The 18937-nt window shown below is 28.4% G+C and carries 22 protein-coding genes; 20 read left to right on the top strand and 2 right to left on the bottom strand.

From position 1 onward, the window contains the following. Positions 1–78 precede the first annotated feature (78 nt). The 13 genes from FVE74_RS05755 (at position 79) to FVE74_RS05705 (ending at position 8566) form a co-directional block, all read left to right on the top strand. Positions 79–840 (top strand): formate/nitrite transporter family protein, encoded by a 762-nt coding sequence (locus FVE74_RS05755; protein WP_147003637.1) that lies wholly within the window; start codon positions 79–81, stop codon positions 838–840. A 77-nt stretch (positions 841–917) separates the two neighbouring features. Beyond that, positions 918–1982 carry an anaerobic sulfite reductase subunit AsrA gene (asrA, locus tag FVE74_RS05750; RefSeq protein ID WP_147003636.1) on the top strand — a complete coding sequence of 355 codons (1065 nt, stop codon included), beginning with the start codon at positions 918–920 and terminating at the stop codon, positions 1980–1982. Then, positions 1979–2851, top strand: coding sequence for an anaerobic sulfite reductase subunit AsrB (asrB, locus tag FVE74_RS05745; RefSeq protein WP_147003635.1), 873 nt, complete (start codon positions 1979–1981; stop codon positions 2849–2851). The genes asrA and asrB overlap by 4 nt, the downstream gene beginning before the upstream one ends. 41 nt (positions 2852–2892) lie before the next feature. Further along, positions 2893–3870 carry a sulfite reductase subunit C gene (asrC, locus tag FVE74_RS05740; protein WP_147003634.1) on the top strand — a complete coding sequence of 326 codons (978 nt, stop codon included), beginning with the start codon at positions 2893–2895 and terminating at the stop codon, positions 3868–3870. Between the two features lie 30 nt (positions 3871–3900). Next, a complete protein-coding gene (locus FVE74_RS11500) occupies positions 3901–4053 on the top strand; it encodes a hypothetical protein (protein ID WP_172617440.1) in 153 nt (50 codons plus the stop codon). 193 nt (positions 4054–4246) lie between these two features. Beyond that, positions 4247–4678 (top strand): hypothetical protein, encoded by a 432-nt coding sequence (locus FVE74_RS05735; protein WP_147003633.1) that lies wholly within the window; start codon positions 4247–4249, stop codon positions 4676–4678. 1 nt (position 4679) lies between these two features. After that, positions 4680–4889 (top strand): hypothetical protein, encoded by a 210-nt coding sequence (locus FVE74_RS05730; protein WP_147003632.1) that lies wholly within the window; start codon positions 4680–4682, stop codon positions 4887–4889. An 11-nt stretch (positions 4890–4900) separates the two neighbouring features. After that, on the top strand, positions 4901–5224 hold the full coding sequence (locus tag FVE74_RS05725; protein ID WP_147003631.1) for a hypothetical protein: 324 nt from the start codon (positions 4901–4903) through the stop codon (positions 5222–5224). A gap of 100 nt (positions 5225–5324) precedes the next feature. Beyond that, positions 5325–5723 carry a hypothetical protein gene (locus tag FVE74_RS05720; protein ID WP_232053880.1) on the top strand — a complete coding sequence of 133 codons (399 nt, stop codon included), beginning with the start codon at positions 5325–5327 and terminating at the stop codon, positions 5721–5723. An 18-nt stretch (positions 5724–5741) separates the two neighbouring features. After that, the gene (locus FVE74_RS11905) at positions 5742–5894 is read left to right on the top strand and encodes a hypothetical protein (protein WP_232053879.1); all 153 of its coding nucleotides are present in this window, start codon (positions 5742–5744) and stop codon (positions 5892–5894) included. After that, entirely contained in the window at positions 5891–6472 is a 582-nt protein-coding gene (locus tag FVE74_RS05715; RefSeq protein WP_147003630.1) for a DUF4291 domain-containing protein, read from the top strand. The genes FVE74_RS11905 and FVE74_RS05715 overlap by 4 nt, the downstream gene beginning before the upstream one ends. A gap of 171 nt (positions 6473–6643) precedes the next feature. Next, a complete protein-coding gene (locus FVE74_RS05710; RefSeq protein WP_147003629.1) occupies positions 6644–7975 on the top strand; it encodes an FAD-dependent oxidoreductase in 1332 nt (443 codons plus the stop codon). A gap of 45 nt (positions 7976–8020) precedes the next feature. Then, positions 8021–8566 carry a hypothetical protein gene (locus FVE74_RS05705; RefSeq protein ID WP_147003628.1) on the top strand — a complete coding sequence of 182 codons (546 nt, stop codon included), beginning with the start codon at positions 8021–8023 and terminating at the stop codon, positions 8564–8566. Positions 8567–8650: 84 nt separating this feature from the next. Here FVE74_RS05705 and FVE74_RS05700 read toward each other — a convergent pair whose 3' ends face one another. Beyond that, positions 8651–9019 (bottom strand): pheromone cAD1 o protein, encoded by a 369-nt coding sequence (locus tag FVE74_RS05700; protein ID WP_147003627.1) that lies wholly within the window; start codon positions 9017–9019, stop codon positions 8651–8653. Positions 9020–9284: 265 nt separating this feature from the next. Here FVE74_RS05700 and FVE74_RS05695 point away from each other — a divergent pair, with 265 nt between their 5' ends. Then, the gene (locus FVE74_RS05695) at positions 9285–10382 is read left to right on the top strand and encodes an RNA-guided endonuclease TnpB family protein (RefSeq protein WP_147003626.1); all 1098 of its coding nucleotides are present in this window, start codon (positions 9285–9287) and stop codon (positions 10380–10382) included. 113 nt (positions 10383–10495) lie between these two features. Here FVE74_RS05695 and FVE74_RS05690 read toward each other — a convergent pair whose 3' ends face one another. Beyond that, a complete protein-coding gene (locus FVE74_RS05690) occupies positions 10496–11398 on the bottom strand; it encodes a toxin-antitoxin system YwqK family antitoxin (protein WP_147003625.1) in 903 nt (300 codons plus the stop codon). Positions 11399–11581: 183 nt separating this feature from the next. Here FVE74_RS05690 and FVE74_RS05685 point away from each other — a divergent pair, with 183 nt between their 5' ends. The 6 genes from FVE74_RS05685 (at position 11582) to FVE74_RS05660 (ending at position 18866) form a co-directional block, all read left to right on the top strand. After that, a complete protein-coding gene (locus tag FVE74_RS05685; protein ID WP_147003624.1) occupies positions 11582–12475 on the top strand; it encodes a hypothetical protein in 894 nt (297 codons plus the stop codon). 15 nt (positions 12476–12490) lie between these two features. Beyond that, on the top strand, positions 12491–13423 hold the full coding sequence (locus FVE74_RS05680) for a hypothetical protein (RefSeq protein WP_147003623.1): 933 nt from the start codon (positions 12491–12493) through the stop codon (positions 13421–13423). A gap of 409 nt (positions 13424–13832) precedes the next feature. Then, on the top strand, positions 13833–15818 hold the full coding sequence (locus tag FVE74_RS05675) for a tetratricopeptide repeat protein (RefSeq protein ID WP_147003622.1): 1986 nt from the start codon (positions 13833–13835) through the stop codon (positions 15816–15818). Between the two features lie 3 nt (positions 15819–15821). Then, positions 15822–16487, top strand: a complete 666-nt coding sequence (locus tag FVE74_RS05670) for a hypothetical protein (RefSeq protein ID WP_147003621.1) — start codon at positions 15822–15824, stop codon at positions 16485–16487. Positions 16488–16570: 83 nt separating this feature from the next. After that, positions 16571–17551 (top strand): N-acetylmuramoyl-L-alanine amidase, encoded by a 981-nt coding sequence (locus tag FVE74_RS05665; protein WP_147003620.1) that lies wholly within the window; start codon positions 16571–16573, stop codon positions 17549–17551. Positions 17552–17654: 103 nt separating this feature from the next. Next, a complete protein-coding gene (locus FVE74_RS05660) occupies positions 17655–18866 on the top strand; it encodes a pyridoxal phosphate-dependent aminotransferase (RefSeq protein ID WP_147003619.1) in 1212 nt (403 codons plus the stop codon). Positions 18867–18937 lie beyond the last annotated feature (71 nt).

Genomic DNA, 18937 nt, shown 5'->3' with positions numbered 1-18937 from the left:
ATTTAAAAAAGAAACTTTTATAAAGACAAAAAAAATTAGAAAGGAGATGTGGTAAGTTATCTTATCACGATATAAAAAATGAGAAATAATCAAACTTTGGAACAAGTGTCAAATGCTGCGGAAAGTAAGGTTCAGTTGCTAAAAAATTCTAAGGGAAAATATTTTTTATCGGCATTTATGGCAGGGATGTTTATTGGATTGGGAATTTTATTGACGTTTACGGTTGGAGGAGTTAGCAGTGGATTGCCAACTAATAAAATTCTTATGGGAGTCAGTTTTGGGATAGCACTTAGTCTTGTAGTTGTGTTTGGAATGGAGCTTTTTACGGGAAATAATATGGTTGGAGTAACAGGAATGTTAAATAAGACAATAACTTTTAAAGATATGATTTTTATGTGGATAGCGGCTTATATTGGAAATGTTGTTGGATCAGTTGTACTTGCCATTATATATGTTTTTTCAAATTCTGCTTCAAAGCCTGTTGTAGATTTTATTGTGAAAGTTTCAAAGGCTAAAGTTGCAGCTCTACCGCAAGAATTGTTTTTTAAAGGAATTTTATGTAATATTTTAGTATGTCTTGCTGTTTTGGCTGGAATAAAGTTAAAGGAAGAAACTGCTAGGCTAATAATGGTTTTTTGGTGTCTTTTTGCATTTATCACTGCTGGATTTGAACATAGTGTTGCTAATATGACGCTTTTAATGATGGGAATCATGTATAAGGGAATTACTTTGAATGGATATTTCTATAATTTGCTGTTTGTAACATTGGGAAATATTGTTGGTGGAGGCTTTATTGGGTATGCCTGTTATTATTTGGGAAGAAAGGAAATAAAAAAATAAGAATAAAAAATTGAAATAATTGGAGAGAATATAACAAGGGGCTTAATCCTTTGTTTATGAAAAATTTAGGAGGAGTAATGAAAATTAGCTTAAATCGTGAAAATTTTAATTCAGCACTTGAAAAGCTGAAAAGGGAGTATAAAATATATGCCCCAATTGAAATACCATTTCGTGGGACATTTTCAGATACTTCTGTAATTAGATATTCTGAAATTGATAAGATTGAAGAGATATGCTTTGATAAAAAATCTCATTTTTCAGCAAAGGAAGTAATGCTGCCAATAACACAGACAATGTTTTATTTTACAGAAGATGGATGTACAATGCCTAAAGAAGAAGATAAAAAATATCTTATATTTCTTAGAAGCTGTGATTTGCATTCTGTGAAAAGAGTCGATGAAGTTTATTTAAATAACAAATTTTTGGATATTTACTATAAAAGAGTAAGAGATAAAGTAAAATTTGTAGTATTTGGATGTCCAAATTCGTTTGAAAACTGTTTTTGTGTGGATATGAAGACTAATAAGACTGATGAATATAATATTGGAATAAAAGTTACAGATGATAAAGTATTTGCTGATATAAGAGATGATGAATTAAAGGCCTATTTTGATGAAGTTATTTCTGAAAATAAAGAAAATAATAAAATAAATGAAAATGTAGAATTTGAAATGGAATTTGTGGAAGATAATGAAATTCACGTAGATATTCCAGATAACATTGAACTTTCTGATATTATAAATTTAGATTTATGGCGTGAATATGACAGCCGTTGCATAGCTTGTGGAAAATGTAATTTCGTTTGTCCAACTTGTACTTGTACGACAACGCAAGATGTGTTTTACAGTGAAAATGACAATAATGGAGAGCGAAGAAGAGTGTGGGCTTCATGCCATGTAAACGGATTTACTGATATGGCTGGCGGTCATTCGTTTAGACAAAGACATGGAGATAGAATGAGATTTAAAGTTATGCATAAAATTTCTGACTTTAAAAAGAGATTTGGCTATCAAATGTGTACGGGATGTGGACGATGTGATGATGCTTGTCCTGAATATATTTCATTTTCAAATTGTATAAACAAACTAAGTGCGGAATTAAAAAGAATTTCAGCTGAAAAAAGAGGTGAAAAGTCAGAATGAATACTAATACATTAAATACCATAAATATGGATGAGCAAGATATAATAGATATGAATATATACTTTCCAACTGTTCACAAACTTTTATTCATTGAAAAGGTTACAGAGCTGGAATGGCTATTTCGTGTAGAATATAAAAATGGAAAAGTAAATGCTGGGCAATTTATGCAAGTTTCGTTGCCAGGAGTTGGAGAATCTCCTATTTCTGTTGCCAATTTTGACTTGGAGGAAGGATATCTTGATTTTTTGATTAGAAAAGTTGGGAAAGTTACAGATAAGATTTTTGAATTAAAGGCAGGAGATAGAATTTTTTTAAGAGGTCCTTATGGAAATGGTTTTCCAATTGAGGAATATAAAAATAAACATATTGTAATGGTCGTTGGAGGAAGTGGAATTGCACCAGTTCGTCCGATTATTGAATATTTTACAAAACATCCTGAAGAAATGAAGTCTTTTAAAATAATTGTAGGTTATAAAAATTATGAAAGCGTTATTTTTGAAAAAGAATTTTCACGTTGGAGAGAAAATATTGAGATTTTAGTCACTTTGGATAATGCTGAAAGTGCGAGAAATTTAGGAAAAACGGAAAATGAGTTTCACGAAGGAATGGTGACTAAATATATCCCAGATTTGAAAATTGAAAATATGGATGAAACTGAATTTATCGTAGTGGGACCGCCAATAATGATGCATTTTGCTTGTCTTGAAATTTTGAAATTAAATGTACCAGTTGAAAAAATATGGGTTTCATTTGAGAGAAAAATGTCGTGTGCGGTTGGAAAATGTGGGCACTGCAAGATTGATGAAACATACATCTGCTTAGAAGGGCCTGTATTTAAGTATGACAAGGCACAAAAATTGTTGGATTAAAAAATTTTTAGAAATTTGAATTTAAGAAAGAAGGCAATAAAATGAGTATTGATTTAAATAGAAAAGTTGTTACAAAAAATGCATATAGAGTGACAAAAGACAGATCAAAAACTGCACTTCGTGTAAGAGTCCCAGGCGGAGCAGTTACAGCGGAAATAATGGGCTTAGTTGCAGACATAGCAAATACTTACGGAGATGGAAATGTGCATATTACAACTCGTCAAGGATTTGAAGTTTTGGGAATCAATTGGAAGGACATTGAAAAAGTCAACAAAATGGTTCAGCCAATTATGGAAAAATTGGATATTAATTACAAGGATAAAGATAAGGGATATGCGGCTGCAGGGACAAGAAATGTGGCAGCTTGTATTGGAAACAAAGTTTGTCCAAAAGGGGCCTACAATACAACTGAACTTGCAAAAAAAATAGAAAAAGTAATTTTCCCAAATGATTTTCACTTCAAAGTAGCTCTAACTGGTTGTCCAAACGACTGTCAAAAAGTGAGAATGCACGATTTTGGAATAATCGGAATGGCAAAGCCTGAACTAGATGAATCAAGATGTGTTTCGTGTGGAATGTGTGAAAGAAAATGTAAAAAATTGTCAACAGGAGCAATTTCATATAAAAATTATAAACCTGTGAGAGATCATCAAAGATGTATTGGCTGTGGTGAATGTGTTTTAAACTGTCCAACAGGTGCATGGACAAGATCACCTAAAAAATATTATAAACTTGCAATAATGGGAAGAAGTGGAAAACAAAATCCAAGACTTGCTGAAGATTGGCTATTTTGGGCAGATGAAGAATCAATTATAAAAATTATGAAAAATACTTATGAATACGTTGACAAATATATTGATAGAAGCCTTCCAAAAGAGCATATCGGTTATATTGTTGACAGAACTGGATTTGAAGAATTTAAAAAATGGGCTTTAAAAGGTGTAAATTTACCTGAAGAAACTGTTATGGTAAATAATATTTATTGGGGAAATGGTATAAAATATCAAGGAATATTGTAAAATATTTTAAATATGAAAGAAGTGATTTGAATGTCTTGGATGGATAAATATAAAAAATTAAAAAATGATTTTAACAAAAAAGATTATCATGGTGAAGATCCTAGTGAAGTTAATGAATATGACGAATATGATGAGTATGAAGAACATCAAGATAAGGATAATGATGATTGTAATAAAGATTAACTTATAAAAATAATAAATTTGAACTGTACTTGGTTTTTGAATAATAGAAAGTACAGTTTTTTTATTTAAATTTAAATATTGAAAATTTCTATATATTATAGAAATTTATAATAATTTTATGTTAAAATATTAGAGTGAAAATAGAAATTATTTATGATGAGCTAAAAGACTTTTAGAATAAAGGGTGATTACAATGGAAGGTTTTCAGAAAAAAGAAGAAAACAATATAGAAATACAAAATATTGAAATTTTAAACAATGGAAAAATAGAAAAAAGTAAACTATTTTTATTAGAAATTGAAGATGAAATTAATTTGAAAATAGAAATTGAAAATATGGTATATTTTTCAAAAAGTGATAATATATTTGATTCTGTTGTAGAATTACGAAAAAAATTAGAATTAAAAAACATTTATTTACTTTGTAATGCTTCGGTTATTAATGTTTATCCTTCTGGAATGCAAAAAGAATTTGGAGGGACAAAGGCGTATAAATTACAAATGGGAAAACAAGCAACTTTATCTGATGTAGTAGATATTTTTGATTACGATAGTGAATTAAAAATTGGCAGTGTTAAGGAACAAGAAGAATTTTTTGAAAGTTGGATAGAAAGTTTGAGAAAATAAAATGAAAAAAATTATTGTATTATTATTAATTATATTAGTTATATTTCTTTATTTTAATAATTCAAGAGAAGTAAAAAAAGAAGGATTTTACTCAGTTTCATTTTTTTATTCTGACAATAAAGAAAAGATTTTTCAAGTTGAAAATATTGAAATTGATTATTTTAAAAATATTATTATAAAGTTAAAAAAATATACAATAAAATGGAATTAAAAAAAATAATAGTGTATTATAAAGATAAAAAAACTGGTAAAATTATTGTAAATGAAAGATTAGGAATTGATAGTTTAAAAGATGCCAAATATATTGATGTTGATAAAAAAGAATTTATTTATTCAATAGATAAAGAAATAACTCACATTTTAGGTTCAAAAAACGAAAAATATAAAATTACCACATCTATCTATATGGAAAAAGGATTTGATTTAGAGTTTGTAATAGAAAATGAAGGTAAAACAGCTACAATAAAAAAGAAATTTCAGTTGCTTATAATGAATAATAATCAACATTTTTTATTAATGATTGTTATTATTAAAGGCAAGGAATGAATAACAAATAGCAAAACTTTTAAACTAAATATTCTGTTGCACGAATGACGGCTGAAGAAAGTAAAATTAGTAATTATGAATTTATAAAGGAGAACAAATAATGAAAATATCAGCAAAATATGAAAATAAATTAAAGAAATTATTTGAATTAAGTAAAAAAACTCATGTTGTAAATTTTCAACTGAGAAATGAGGAATTAATTTCAAATTTCTCTGATGTTACAGATGAAGAAAAAATAGATATGATTAAAGAAGGAATAAAACAAGCATACTATAAAAAAAATTCAGATGAGATAGCGTACTTAATGTATTCCATTGGGATTTTTGGTTTATTTCCAAAATATTCATTAAATTTTGTTAAGAGTTTCAGCGAATTATCAAGAGAGGAATTTCATGAAGAACATGAAGATATTGCTAGTTATTTTCAAAGTTTACATTTACCTCAAACAATAGACACGGTATACGAACTAGCAACCTCGAATTTTGAAAAATATCAATAGGATGATAATTTTGCATTAGTGAGAAAATGCTGTTTTGCTTTGGGGGATATTAATACTCCTAAGGCGAAAGAAAAATTGGAATTATTATTACAAAGTGAAGAAGAGACTATAAGAGAACATGCAATGGAGCAGTTGAAGAGATGTGATTTTACAAATAAGGATATTGAATGAAAGGATTAGTTATGAGAAAAGAAGAGGAAAGAAATATTTATGCTGTATTTGATGATAAAACAATAAGAGTTTATCAGGCATATAACAATGAAATAGCAGACGAGGCTTTAAAATTAGGAAGGTTTGGAAGTAAGTTCAGTTTAAACAGAATGACTTGGATAAAGCCATCATTTCTTTGGATGATGTACAGAAGTAGTTGGGCTAGCAAGCAAGGACAGGAAAGAATACTGGCAATAGACTTGAAAAGGGAAGGATTTGATGAAATAGTGAAAAATTCTGTACTTTCATCTTTTAGAGAAGTTTCTGATTTATCTAAGGAGGAATGGAAAGAAAAATTGGAAAATTCAGAAGTAAGATGTCAATGGGATCCTGATAGGGATATTTACGGCAATCCAATAGAAAGAAGAGCGATACAGTTAGGTATAAAGGGAGAAACAGTGAGAAAATATATAAATGAATGGATTGTAAATATAACGGATATAACAGATAAAGTTATTGAGATGAGAAACAGTATTCAAAATGGAACTTTTTCAGAATCTATGCTTCCTCAAGAGAAAAAATATATTTTGAATGATTAGATTTTAAAATATTATTTAAATATAAATTTGTAAAAATTACAAAAAACTATTGATTTTTTTCTAAAATATAGTATAATTAAATAGATTGAGAAAAAAATAATTTGATATACTAATTATTGATTGTTTAATATTAAATGATTTAACAATAATTTGAAGGGAAAGGAAAACTAGATGAAAATTGTGGTAATTGGATGTACGCATGCTGGGACGGCGGCAATTTTGAATTTGAGAAAGATGAATCCTGAAGCGGAGGTAACTGTATTTGAAAGAAATGATAATATTTCGTTCCTTTCTTGCGGGATTGCTTTGTATGTTGGAGGAATAGTGAAGGATCCTAAAGGGTTGTTTTATTCTTCTCCTGAAAAATTAAAGGAATTGAATGTTGATACAAAGATGAAACATGAAGTTAAAAATGTTGATATTGAAGGTAAAAAAATTCATGTTGTAAATCTTGAAAATGGAAATGAATTTGATGAAACTTTTGATAAATTGATTATTACATCAGGTTCTTGGCCGATTATTCCGCCAATTGAAGGAATTGATCTAAATAATATTTTGCTTTGTAAGAATTATAATCATTCAAATGAAATTATTGAAAGGGCAAAAAATTCTCAAAAAATTGTTGTTGTTGGTGCTGGGTATATTGGAGTGGAACTTGTGGAAGCATTTAGGGATAATGGGAAAGAAGTTGTGCTGGTAGATGCTGAAGAAAGAATTTTGAGTAAATATTTTGATAAGGAATTTACAGATGTTGCTGAAGAATCAATTAAACAAAGGGGAATTGTACTTGCAACTGGGGAAAAGGTTTTGAAATTTGAAGGAAGTAATGGAAATGTGGCAAAAGTAATTACTGACAAAAATGAATATGAAGCTGATATGGTAATTATGTGTGTTGGATTCTTGCCAAGTACTTCACTATTTAAAGGACAGCTGGAAATGTTGCCAAATGGAGCGATTAAAGTTGATGAGTATATGCGAACAAGTAATAAGGATGTTATGGCGGCAGGAGATTGCTGTTCGGTATTTTATAATCCTTTACAAAAGGAAGTATATATTCCGCTTGCGACAAATGCTGTGAGAATGGGAACATTGGCAGGTATAAATTTATTTGAAAATAAAATTAGACATATTGGGACACAAGGGACTTCTGGAATAAAAATTTATGAAAATAATATGGCAGCAACTGGATTAACAGAAGAAAGTGCAAAAGAAGAAGGAATAGAAGTGGAAAGCGTAATTGCTGTCGATAATTACCGTCCTGAATTTATGCCAACTTATGAAAAAGTAACATTAAAAGTAATTTATGACAAAAACAGCAGAGTAATTTTAGGGGCACAATTAACTTCTAAGATTGATCTGACACAATCAATTAATACATTGTCAGTATGTATTCAAAATAAAATGACAATAGAAGAATTGGCATTTGTTGACTTTTTCTTCCAGCCTCATTATAATAAACCTTGGAATTTCTTAAATTTGGCAGGATTGAATGCTTTAAAATAAAATTTAAGATATTGAAAATTAAAACTGTATATAGGTGAGAGAAAAATGATATATGACATATTAGATTTTTTAGAAGAGTTATTTTGGAAAGTAAGAGCTTACTACAGGAAAAGAAAAAGTATAGTTATAAGTATTTTTATTTTTATAATTTCAATTTATGCAGGAAGTTTAATTTATTTTCTAAAAGATGAGAGAATTAAACTTGTAAAAGAGAATCGGGGGGAATATGATTTTTGGTATGTTCATGAATTTGATTTCAAAAGAAAACTTTACGCAATGAATTATGGATTTTCACTTAATGAGACAGTTAGGCTATATAATTTTAATTTTAAAAGGCATTTAGTTGGATGGAAATGGAAGATAGGAAGTAAAGATGTATTTTATGTTTTTATATTGCCGTATAATAGAAAATACTTTTATGTTCCAGAAAGACAGATATTGTATTTGAAAAAAGTTGATTATTCAAAAGAATTTGAAAAAGAAGCTATAGATTATAAAAATATTGGAAAAATTCTTGAAGTAAAATTAGTGGAAGATGAAAAAGATAGAAAAATACGGAAATTTTTAAAATTTTTAGAAGAAAATAATTAAGAAAAAAAGGAGCAACCTCACAGATTAACTATGAGAGAACTCCTTTTTAGTTTTTTATAAAAATGAAAAATTTTAATTGCCTAACTACATTTGAAAATCTCCAGTTTCGCCATTATTGGCTTTATCTATCAAAAAGTTTGACATTTCTTTAAATTCTGATACTGCTTTTGCATCTTTTCCTGTTACAGAACTTACGCTTTGTGAATTTATAAGGCTTCTTGAGATTTCAAGAGCTATATCTCTGAATGAATTCTGGCTCATTGAAAATAATTCACCATTTTGGTTTTTTCTATCATATTGAGCACCGATTATTTTCCCATCTCTAACTGTTAATTTTACAAATGAATTCCAATTTCCATCGTATCTTTTTTCAACAGAATAAATACCGTTTTTTAATGCTGAAAATCCTAAAGCATTTAATAAAAATATTAAGATAACTAAAAATTTTTTCATATTTACCACCACTTTTCTAAATAAAAATTTTTTTCTAAAATCTCCCTCTAATATATTATACACTATTTCTTAAAAAAATCAATCATTTTTTAACAAAAAGATAGCAAGAAGTCTCCGACTTCTATAAGTGGGAGATGAATTGCTTTTGTTGTAAAAAAAATTGAAAAAAGGATACTCTTATGATACAATTTTTATATAAATAATGATAAAATCTCTAAAGAAATAATTAAAAATAATATTCAAAATCAAAAGGAGGTGTAATTTTATGAAATATAATTTGGTATTCAAATACAGAATTTATCCAAATAAAGAGCAGGAATTATTGATAAATAAGACTTTTGGATGTGTTCGTTTTGTTTACAATACAATTTTGTACACTGCGAATAAAATTTATGAAGAAACTGGAAAAAATAAAATAATTACACCTGCCAGTTTGAAAAGTGAAAATCAATTTTTGAAAGAAGTGGACAGTCTTGCACTTTCAAATGCTCAATTAAATGTGAGACGATCATTTACGAATTTTTTTCAGAAGAGAGCAAAATTTCCAAGGTTCAAATCTAAAAAGAATAATGTTAAAAGTTATACAACAAATTGTGTGAATAATTCGATACGAATTGAGGAAAATAAATATTTGGTCTTGCCAAAATTGAAAAGAATAAAATTAAAATATCATAGAGAAATACCAAAGAATTATAGAATAAAGTCGGTAACATTGACAAACTGTAATGGAAATTACTATGTTTCTATTTTGACGGAATTTGAAAAAGAAATTCAAAAAAATCCAAGTAATAATAAAGTGATTGGACTTGATTTTTCGATGTCTGAACTATTTATCAGTTCTGAAAACCAAAGGGCTGATTATCCAAAATATTTTAGAATGTTGGAAGAAGAATTGAAAAAATTACAGAAATCATTATCGAGAAAAGTGAAGTTTTCTAAAAATTGGTATAAGCAAAAAGCGAAAATATCAAAATTGCATGAGTATATTAAAAATTGCCGAAGAGATTTTTTGCATAAATTATCGAAAAAATTGTCTGAAGATTATAATGCTGTGGTTGTTGAAGATTTGAATATGAAAGGGATGAGCCAGGCATTAAATTTTGGAAAAAGTGTAGGAGATAATGGATGGGGAATGTTTTTGAGAATGCTTGAGTATAAACTGATGTTTTTAGGAAAGCAATTTTTGAAGATAGATAAGTGGTTTCCATCGTCGAAAACTTGTAGTAAATGTGGAAATGTTAAAGAGAAACTGGAATTATCAGAAAGAAGTTATAAATGTGAGTGCTGCGGGATTGAAATTGATAGAGATTACAATGCGGCATTGAATATAAAAAACATTGGAAAAGCGATGTTGGAATATTAAGAAAATAAAAGAAAACAGGGCAGGGACTGCCCGAAGAGCTTGGTAAATATATTTGGCTAGCAAAAGCAGATACTTCCCAAGAAGCTCCCGCTTCTAAAAGCGGGAGTAGTTCACTAAAATGCTTGTGTATCTGTCACATAACCATCTTTGTTATAAAAAGTCCAGTTTCCATAAGCCTTGTAATTTCTCAAAGCTCCTTGTGCTTTGACTTTTCCGTTGTCATAATATTGAGTGAAGTTACCGTTTCCATTTACTAATTTCATTTCACGTTCCTTTGAACCGTTTCTTGAATAGCCTAAAATGTCGGTAATAATACCATTTTGATAATTTTCGATTAATTTTTTTGTACCATTTTCATAGTTCCAAGTCCATTGCCCATTTCTGTAATTACGGGAATAATTTCCATTTGAACGTACAATACCGTTGGAATAGTATGATTTTGTTTCTCCGTTTAATTGTCCATTTGCATAAGTATTTTCATTTGTGACAATTCCATTTGAAACTTTTACTTCTTTTCCGTTCTTTATATTGTTTGCATATTCAAGCGATGAAGTTAAACGTCCAAATTCATCAAAATCGTAACTTGCACCATTTAACATTCCATTTTTGTAATTTCTTATAGTTTTAGAATTACCATTTCCGTAAAAGTCGATATCTTCACCTTCTCTTACACCATTTGCATAATTTACAACTTTTTGCAAATTACCATTTTGATAGTATAAAAACATAGGCCCATTTAATGCACCGTTTTGATAATTTCTAACAGCCTGAGCATTTCCAGTTTTGTCAAATTCAACGTATACTCCAGTAAACGGCTGTCCAGTTTCTTTTACTGTAGCAAAATTTCCGGCAATTGCAACATTGTCAACTGTGCTATAGTATGAAGTTAATGCACGTGAAGACTGGGCTGAATATTCACTGCTTCTTTTAGCATAAACTTTTGGAACTGCTGCCGCTGATGACAAGATATTTATAGATAAACATGAAAATAATACTATTATTGATTTTTTTAACATAATAAATTTTCCTCCTTTTTTAAGCATTATTTTTATTATACCAATAATAAATTAGATTTGTCTTAGAAAAAATGTGGTTATAAAAAAATTTTAAAAAATAAATAAAGTGTGCTATAATTTTACTGATTGTTAGAACACATTGCAACTTTAGTAAATAAAATAAAAAAGGAGAGGAGAGATTTAATGGATTTATATAATTTGAGAAATAATATGAGAAGCAGATATTTTTCAATGCTGGAATATTTGAATAATGGATTTGAAATTTTTAAAATGTTTGTGAAAAAGCATCCTTTATTAGTTTTTTCACATTTTGTATTTTCAACTGTCATGGTACTTTTTATTACATTTCCATTTACAGAACAGGCAGTAAAAATGTATGAATTTGCAAAAAAAGTGAATAATACAAAGATGCAGAAAAATATAAATATAAATGAATATGCTTCCCTTTTATCCAGCCTATTTTCCATGCTTTTGCTATATGCTTTAATTTCACTGATTCTTCAGTTTGTGGCAGTAATTATACGAAAAAAGGCAGGCCTGGAAATTGAGATGGAAGAAGATGCTGAAAAAGAGAAAATAAAAAAAGATAAATTTAAATTGGGGAAAATTACACTTAAATTTATAATTATGATGGCTGTATACTTAATTATCGGATTGGCTTTAATGATGCTTATTGTCGTATTTTCATTAGTTTTAGACAGTTCTTCAGCATTATTTATAGTATCTGTCATATATTTCACTTTATTTTTTAATGTGCTATATTTACAGCAAATATATTATTTAAGGGATGTCAATTTAGTAGAAGCGTTCAGATATAACTTATATTTAAGCAAAGGAAAAAGATTAAGAATATTGCTTCCAATAATAATGATTGCACTGATTACTTTTTTTATCAATTATGCTTTAAATTATTTTACTGGAATAACAATTGGAAAATTACAAAATTTACAAATATTAGGAATAGTTACATCAGCAACTGGCGGTATTGTTAAGACTTTTTCAGTTTTATATACAATAATAGCAGAAAATCTTGTATATTTTAATGTGGAATATATGGATTTGAAGGGATTAAAATAAAAAAAGGAGAGAACTATGAATTTTGAAAATCTACAAAAAGATCTATTTGAAAGAAAACTTAATTTAGGAGAATATTTTGCAAAAACATTTGAACTTTTAAAAGTGTTTCTGAAAGAAAATAAGTTATGGTTTATTTTGCTTGCACTTGGAAATGCTTGGCTGCTTTTTTCAAATATATTGATGCAGCATATTGGAATAAGTTTAAAAATTGCAGAAAGTACTGGATATAACCGTGGTATTATTGGAGCACTTTTTTCAAATCTTTTAGTACTTTTTGGCATTGTTATAGTATCACTTGGATTAGGACTTTTAAAAGTAATAATTTATATGAAGTCAGGTTATAAAATTGAAGGAAAGGAAAAGGAATATCGGTTTGAAAATGCTTTTATTAAATATTTGAAGTATATTGGGATGTACTTGTTATTTGTAATTGCAATTGCAGTCATAATAATGATCTTATTTCTGCTTGTGGCCATTCTTGCTGTTGCCACTACTGTTGCCACTAGAGGGATTCATTCAAATTTTGTCAGATATATTTTAATTGCAATACCATTAATAGCTTATGTTGCAATTATACTTGCATTTATATTGAATGTTCTTTACTTTTTTCAAATATTTTATATTAGAAATATGAAAATATGGGATTCATTTAAATACAATTTGAAATTGTCTAAAAAAAATAGACTTAGAATAATTGTTCCAGTAATTATAATTGTACTGGCAAGTTTAATATTTGTAGTTCCTTTTGTTTTTTCAGTATTTGATTTTATGCCAATTTATGTAGGATTTGCAGCTTCTGTTATATGTGGATTTTTTTCAGGAATTTTGGGAGTTGCTGGAATAATAATGAATATTGTAGTATTTTTAAACGTTGAATACGATTATTTAAAAAAGCAAGCTGAAATAAAGAATGAAAATAATGATGATTTGGAATTAAAATCAGAATAAATATAAATAATTGAAGTGGAATTTTTGACAGTTCCACTTTTTTTAATAAAAAAAATAAATATTTTTCATTTTGAGTACGTTGTGTTTTCAAAATATTTGTGATAAAATAATAAAGTATTATTTTATTTAAAAAAGATGTATTATTTAAAAAATTGTGCTATACTATTTATAGCGTAACAATAATATAGTGATTACATTTTAAATTTTTAAAAAAGAAAAATAATCGCTATAAATATTATATTTAGGTATTTGTAAAAGTCATAAAAATTGAATAACATATATTATAATGGCAGGAAATAAAAAAAATGAATTTTTCATCTTGTCACCTTGTCAAGTAAAAATATTATGCTTATTGAATTTTTAGATTTTTTAAATAACTGTATAAATATTATATTAGTTAGGAGGATGTATGGGGATTTTTGATTTTTTTAAATCTTCCGAAAAGAAGGAGAAAGAAAAGGAAAAGGAAACAGCTGGCAGCGGAAATAATAATGCCGCTAAAAATGCTCAAATCAGAAGGCAAATTTACGATATTGCAAATAATGAGTCTGAAATGATGGAGAATGGCAATTATTCAGATGACTTTACGGAAGTTTCCTATTATGATGATTTTGGGAAAGAATTTAAGATGCCAAAAAAAGACTGGCTTGATAAAAAATTGTATCCATCTATAAGAAAAAACTGGAATAATATGGATGGGCTGTACCCGATAATCCAGGACGCTTTTTCCAAGGGAGTTTATACGGAAGTAAAGGAAGCTGTGTTAAGATTTTATGCGGCAGATGAAAATTTTGAAAGAAAAATGATTTTACTTGGAACTTATCATACAAAAACTGGAGCTTATCAAAATGCACTTGAGCTATATGAAAAAAATTTGAATATTGACAATATTACAGAAGGGCTTTGTATAGCATATGCAGAAGTTTTGGAGCTTTGTGGAAAAGTTCCTGAAGCTGAAAGAAAATACTACGATGCGCTTGAGATTAATCCAAATTCAGCAACGGCATTTAAAAAGTACTTTGACATTGTTAAACGGAGAAATGTTAAGGAATATGAAAGCAAACTTGAGAAGTTGTCTGAAATAAGCGGGAACTGGCGCGCTAAAATGATGAGAGCGATGGTTTTCTTTAAAAAAGGCGACAAGGAAAGCGGAAATTTCTTTTTAATAAATGCATTAAAGGAATCTGGATACAATTCAGAAGTTATGTATATTACATCAAGCATTTATATTCTTAATGAACTTTACGACGAATTTAAGCAATATGTGCTTGCATACTATAATCCAGAAAAGCATAATGCATATACTGCCTTAAATGTTCTAAAATACTATAAGGTGAGAAACTTGTATAAGGAAGGGCTGGAATTATGTAAATTTACATCTAAGTTCCCTTGGATTGAGCATTATAAGAAATTTATGTATTATGAAGATTATTTTTGGAAAATGAAAGTAAATTCTGAAAGTTTAAATAACGATGAAAGTGCTTCAAATCACTTTTTTTCAACAAATAAGCCAATTTGGTATTATGAGTTCAATCATCCAGAGTTTATGTTAAATCAAAGCAGAAGGGTAAAGCCAAATGTCCTTATACTGACATTTACTTCGATAGGAGAAAAATCAGAATTAGCTGAAAATCTGGCTGTTTCGCTGCCATTGTACTTAAACGAGAATTTGCATTATAAGACAAACTTAAATTATCAGCTGGCAGTAGCCTATAACAAAGAAAGTTTATTTGTATCTAAAAAACGTTACAGCATAGATTATATGAAACTGATAAGACAGCAGAATAATAACTTGAACTTTGTTTTAGCAGGAAATATTTTAAAAATGCCGAATGTGGAAAAATATGAGATTGAAATTTATCTTTACGATACATTTAATGAGCAGAAATCAATTTTAGTTAATAAAATTTATGATGAAAATAATATTTATAGCGTTCAGAACGACCTGCTAAAAGCTGTGAGCACTTTCTTTGAAAGGGATTTTTCTATAAAATATGAAAGAAATTTACATAACTTGATTTTATTCTCGCCTAAATTAAAATTTTTGATACAAAGCAAAATTCATAAGGAACATCAGTCCTGGAGATATAAAAAGCTTCTTTCAGACCAGATTGACGTAGTGCTTGAAGATAGAAACAATGATCTTAAGAAAATAAATCTTCTGGCGCTTTTATATGAGATAAAACAGACAAACAGCCAACTTTTAAAATTTCAAAAACCTATTATTTACAGCATGAATATTCACGGAATATTTGAAACGCAGACATTGAAGATACTTGCGCCAATTATATTCAAGATATATGATGATGATGTTAATTTTCAGGCAAATATAGAGGCCCTGAATATTACAGATTCAAATTATTTAAGCTGGATAAATAGATTTTCGGAGGAGTAGATTATGTTTTCTTACAAAAAAATAGCGGCAATAGTGACATCTGTCCTTTACATATTTGTAAATTATGATTTTTATAACTCAATTTTTCATGAATATACAAATGACAGGCTGTTTCATACAACAACATATTTGGGCATTGTAGAACTGGTTTTCTTTATCATGCTATTTCTTTCAGTATTTCAGCTTGAAAATATGGAAACTAAAAAAAAGGGTGATAAAACTAGGGCAGAAAAAGAAAAGGAAGGTAAAAAAGATGCGAGAGATCTGACAATTTGCTTCCTTATATTTATAGCGAGCCTTATCTGCATAAATATTTCCCGTGTAATTCTGACAAGTTCACCCTATATAAATGACATAGCTTCAACTGCAAGTTCCTACACTATGTTTATTGGCGGCACAAGAGTATTATTTATTTTTTCATCAATAATGCTTATTTTCATTGCAGTAAGCAGAAAAAATGCACTGTTAATAATAATTTCAGCAATAAATTTTATAATTTCTATAATGATATGGCTAGATTTTGACGCAAATGTCACTGCAATTATGAGAATTTTCATTGCAATATTAGCAATCATTTACTATTTCCAATTAAAAGATGGAAATACTGTTAATGCAAATAAAAAATATAAAATAAAAAGCAGTAAAAAGCAAATTGGAAATAATCAATAAATTAAATTTCTGGATAATTCACCATAAGTTAAAAATTAAGTTTATTAATACAATAAAAATTAAAACAGGAGGATAATAACTAAATGAAAAAAAATATAGCAAATTTATTATTTTTAGCATCAATATTATCTGTTGGAAATATATTAAATGCACATAATCAAAATGTTTCAAAAGATGTAAAAAAACCAATAGAAATACGTATTGATAATAACGGGCAAGTAATCAGGGATCAGTCTGGTTACGGCAGAAATGACAATAATAACGGACAAAACACCCGTATAAGCACAGATGCCCAAAGAGGCGGAACTGAAACAATATCAAATTCAGCAGGAACAATCAGAGTAGATACTTCGTATAGTTCTCAAGGTCAAGATTATAGACAGAAATTCATAATCTTGCATTATACGGCAGGAAATAGAGATTCGTCATTAAAAACTTTGACAAAAAATGAAGTAAGTGCGCATTACATGGTTTCAGATGACAAATCAGAACCAGTTTATTCATTGGTAGATGAAAATAAGAGAGCCTGGCATGCTGGAGTTAGTGATTGGAAAGGAAGAAACAATTTAAATGATACTTCAATTGGAATTGAAATTGTAAATGGTGGAGATGTCAGTGGAACATTTGTGCCATATAAAGATTTCCAAATAAAAGAGGTTGCTGTTTTAGTTAAATATTTAGCTGATAAATATGAAATTCCTGCAACGAATATTTTAGGACATTCAGATATTGCGCCACAAAGAAAATCTGATCCAGGTCCATTATTCCCTTGGAGAGAATTGTACACAAAATACAATATTGGAATGTGGTATGATAACGATACAAAAAATAATTATGAAAGAGAATATTCGACTAAATTGAGTATGATACCTGTTGCTGAAATTCAAAAAGAATTAAATAAATTTGGATACGGTATAAGTATAACTGGAGCTTGGGATAAACAAACTAAAAATGTAATAAAAGTATTCCAACACCATTTTAGACCATCAAATTATAGTGGAGAAATGGATGTTGAAACATTTGCTATTTTAAAAGCATTGAATGAAAAATATAATAAAAAATAGTATTTTGCAAAAAGTTTATTATAGCAAAAGAAAAACATTATTACAGACAGTAGAGCTTTTTAGCAAACAGATAATTTAAGAAGAAGAAAGGAAAAATTATAAAATGAAAAAGTTTTCAAATAGAGCTTTAAATATGCACTATTCACCGATTAGAAAATTAGTTCCATACATTGATGAGGCTAAAAGAAATGGAGTAAAAGTGTATCAGTTACATATTGGTCAACCTGATGTGGAGACGCCAGATACATTTTTTGAAGGATTGAATAACTACAAAGAAAAAATTGTAAAATATACAAATTCAGCTGGAATAATAGAACTTAGAGAGTCATTTTCTAAATCTTATAAAAAAGTTGAAATTGATCTTTTACCAGAAGAAATTTTGGTTACTCAAGGTGGAAGTGAAGCAATTCAAATTACACTTCAAACTCTTTGTAATCCTGGGGATGAAGTTTTAGTGCCTGAGCCATATTATACTAATTATGACAGTTTTTTGAGAATTGCAGATGCAAAATTAGTTCCAATTGAAACTTCAATTGAAAATCATTATCATTTACCAGCAAGAGAAGAAATTGAAAAATTAATTACCCCAAAAACTAAGGCAATTATGTTTTCTAATCCAAGTAATCCGACAGGGATTGTTTTTAGACCAGAGGAAACAGAATTAATAAAAGAAATTGCGATAAAATATGACTTATACATAGTTACAGATGAAGTTTACAGACAATTTATTTATGATGAAGAAATTGCAAAAAGTTATCAATCATTCATGTCAATTCCAGAAATTGAAGATAGAGTAATTCTTGTGGATAGTATTTCTAAGCACTATAGTGCAACTGGAGCAAGAATTGGTGTTATTGCTTCTAAAAATAAAGATTTTATGGCACAAGCATTGAAATTTTGTCAGGCTAGATTATCAGTTTCAACAATTGAACAATATGCTAGTACAAACTTGATAAATACGCTGGATACATACATTGATAATACAAAGTTGGAGTATAAAGTTAGACGGGATATGATCTACAACAATATTACTAAAATACCTGGTGTTGTAACATACAAGCCAAGTAGTTCATTGTATTTAATTGCTGAATTGCCTGTAGATGATATTGAAAAATTTGCAATTTGGCTATTAACAGAATTTAGATATGAAAATCAAACATTATCATTTGCACCTGGGCCTGGATTTTATACAACACCTGGAAAAGGTATAAAGGAAGCCAGATTCTCATTCTGTACACATAACTTAATTGAAATTGAAAATGGAATGAAAGTATTGAAAAAAGCGTTGGAAGAATATAATAAAATAAATAAATAAATAGATTTCTTTAGACTTGTTTAGTAATTCAAAATTAATTTTTGCAATTATTTGAGCAAGTCTAATTTTTT

It is taken from the genome of Leptotrichia wadei (assembly GCF_007990445.1).
GTDB lineage: Bacteria > Fusobacteriota > Fusobacteriia > Fusobacteriales > Leptotrichiaceae > Leptotrichia > Leptotrichia wadei_A.
Note: the sequence above shows the minus strand (reverse complement) of the source record. Positions and strands in the feature narration are given on the sequence as shown.

Bases quoted from the DNA above. Each gene is read 5' to 3' on its own strand.
- FVE74_RS05715 (WP_147003630.1), top strand. From the start codon at position 5,891: ATGAAAGGATTAGTTATGAGAAAAGAAGAGGAAAGAAATATTTATGCT.
- FVE74_RS05680 (WP_147003623.1), top strand. From the start codon at position 12,491: ATGAATTTTGAAAATCTACAAAAAGATCTATTTGAAAGAAAACTTAAT.
- FVE74_RS05675 (WP_147003622.1), top strand. From the start codon at position 13,833: ATGGGGATTTTTGATTTTTTTAAATCTTCCGAAAAGAAGGAGAAAGAA.
- FVE74_RS05735 (WP_147003633.1), top strand. From the start codon at position 4,247: ATGGAAGGTTTTCAGAAAAAAGAAGAAAACAATATAGAAATACAAAAT.
- FVE74_RS05720 (WP_232053880.1), top strand. From the start codon at position 5,325: ATGAAAATATCAGCAAAATATGAAAATAAATTAAAGAAATTATTTGAA.
- FVE74_RS05665 (WP_147003620.1), top strand. From the start codon at position 16,571: ATGAAAAAAAATATAGCAAATTTATTATTTTTAGCATCAATATTATCT.
- FVE74_RS05705 (WP_147003628.1), top strand. From the start codon at position 8,021: ATGATATATGACATATTAGATTTTTTAGAAGAGTTATTTTGGAAAGTA.
- FVE74_RS05700 (WP_147003627.1), bottom strand. From the start codon at position 9,019: ATGAAAAAATTTTTAGTTATCTTAATATTTTTATTAAATGCTTTAGGA.
- FVE74_RS05660 (WP_147003619.1), top strand. From the start codon at position 17,655: ATGAAAAAGTTTTCAAATAGAGCTTTAAATATGCACTATTCACCGATT.
- FVE74_RS05690 (WP_147003625.1), bottom strand. From the start codon at position 11,398: ATGTTAAAAAAATCAATAATAGTATTATTTTCATGTTTATCTATAAAT.
- FVE74_RS05755 (WP_147003637.1), top strand. From the start codon at position 79: ATGAGAAATAATCAAACTTTGGAACAAGTGTCAAATGCTGCGGAAAGT.
- FVE74_RS11500 (WP_172617440.1), top strand. From the start codon at position 3,901: ATGTCTTGGATGGATAAATATAAAAAATTAAAAAATGATTTTAACAAA.
- FVE74_RS05695 (WP_147003626.1), top strand. From the start codon at position 9,285: ATGAAATATAATTTGGTATTCAAATACAGAATTTATCCAAATAAAGAG.
- FVE74_RS05710 (WP_147003629.1), top strand. From the start codon at position 6,644: ATGAAAATTGTGGTAATTGGATGTACGCATGCTGGGACGGCGGCAATT.
- FVE74_RS05670 (WP_147003621.1), top strand. From the start codon at position 15,822: ATGTTTTCTTACAAAAAAATAGCGGCAATAGTGACATCTGTCCTTTAC.
- asrB (WP_147003635.1), top strand. From the start codon at position 1,979: ATGAATACTAATACATTAAATACCATAAATATGGATGAGCAAGATATA.
- asrA (WP_147003636.1), top strand. From the start codon at position 918: ATGAAAATTAGCTTAAATCGTGAAAATTTTAATTCAGCACTTGAAAAG.
- asrC (WP_147003634.1), top strand. From the start codon at position 2,893: ATGAGTATTGATTTAAATAGAAAAGTTGTTACAAAAAATGCATATAGA.
- FVE74_RS05685 (WP_147003624.1), top strand. From the start codon at position 11,582: ATGGATTTATATAATTTGAGAAATAATATGAGAAGCAGATATTTTTCA.
- FVE74_RS05730 (WP_147003632.1), top strand. From the start codon at position 4,680: ATGAAAAAAATTATTGTATTATTATTAATTATATTAGTTATATTTCTT.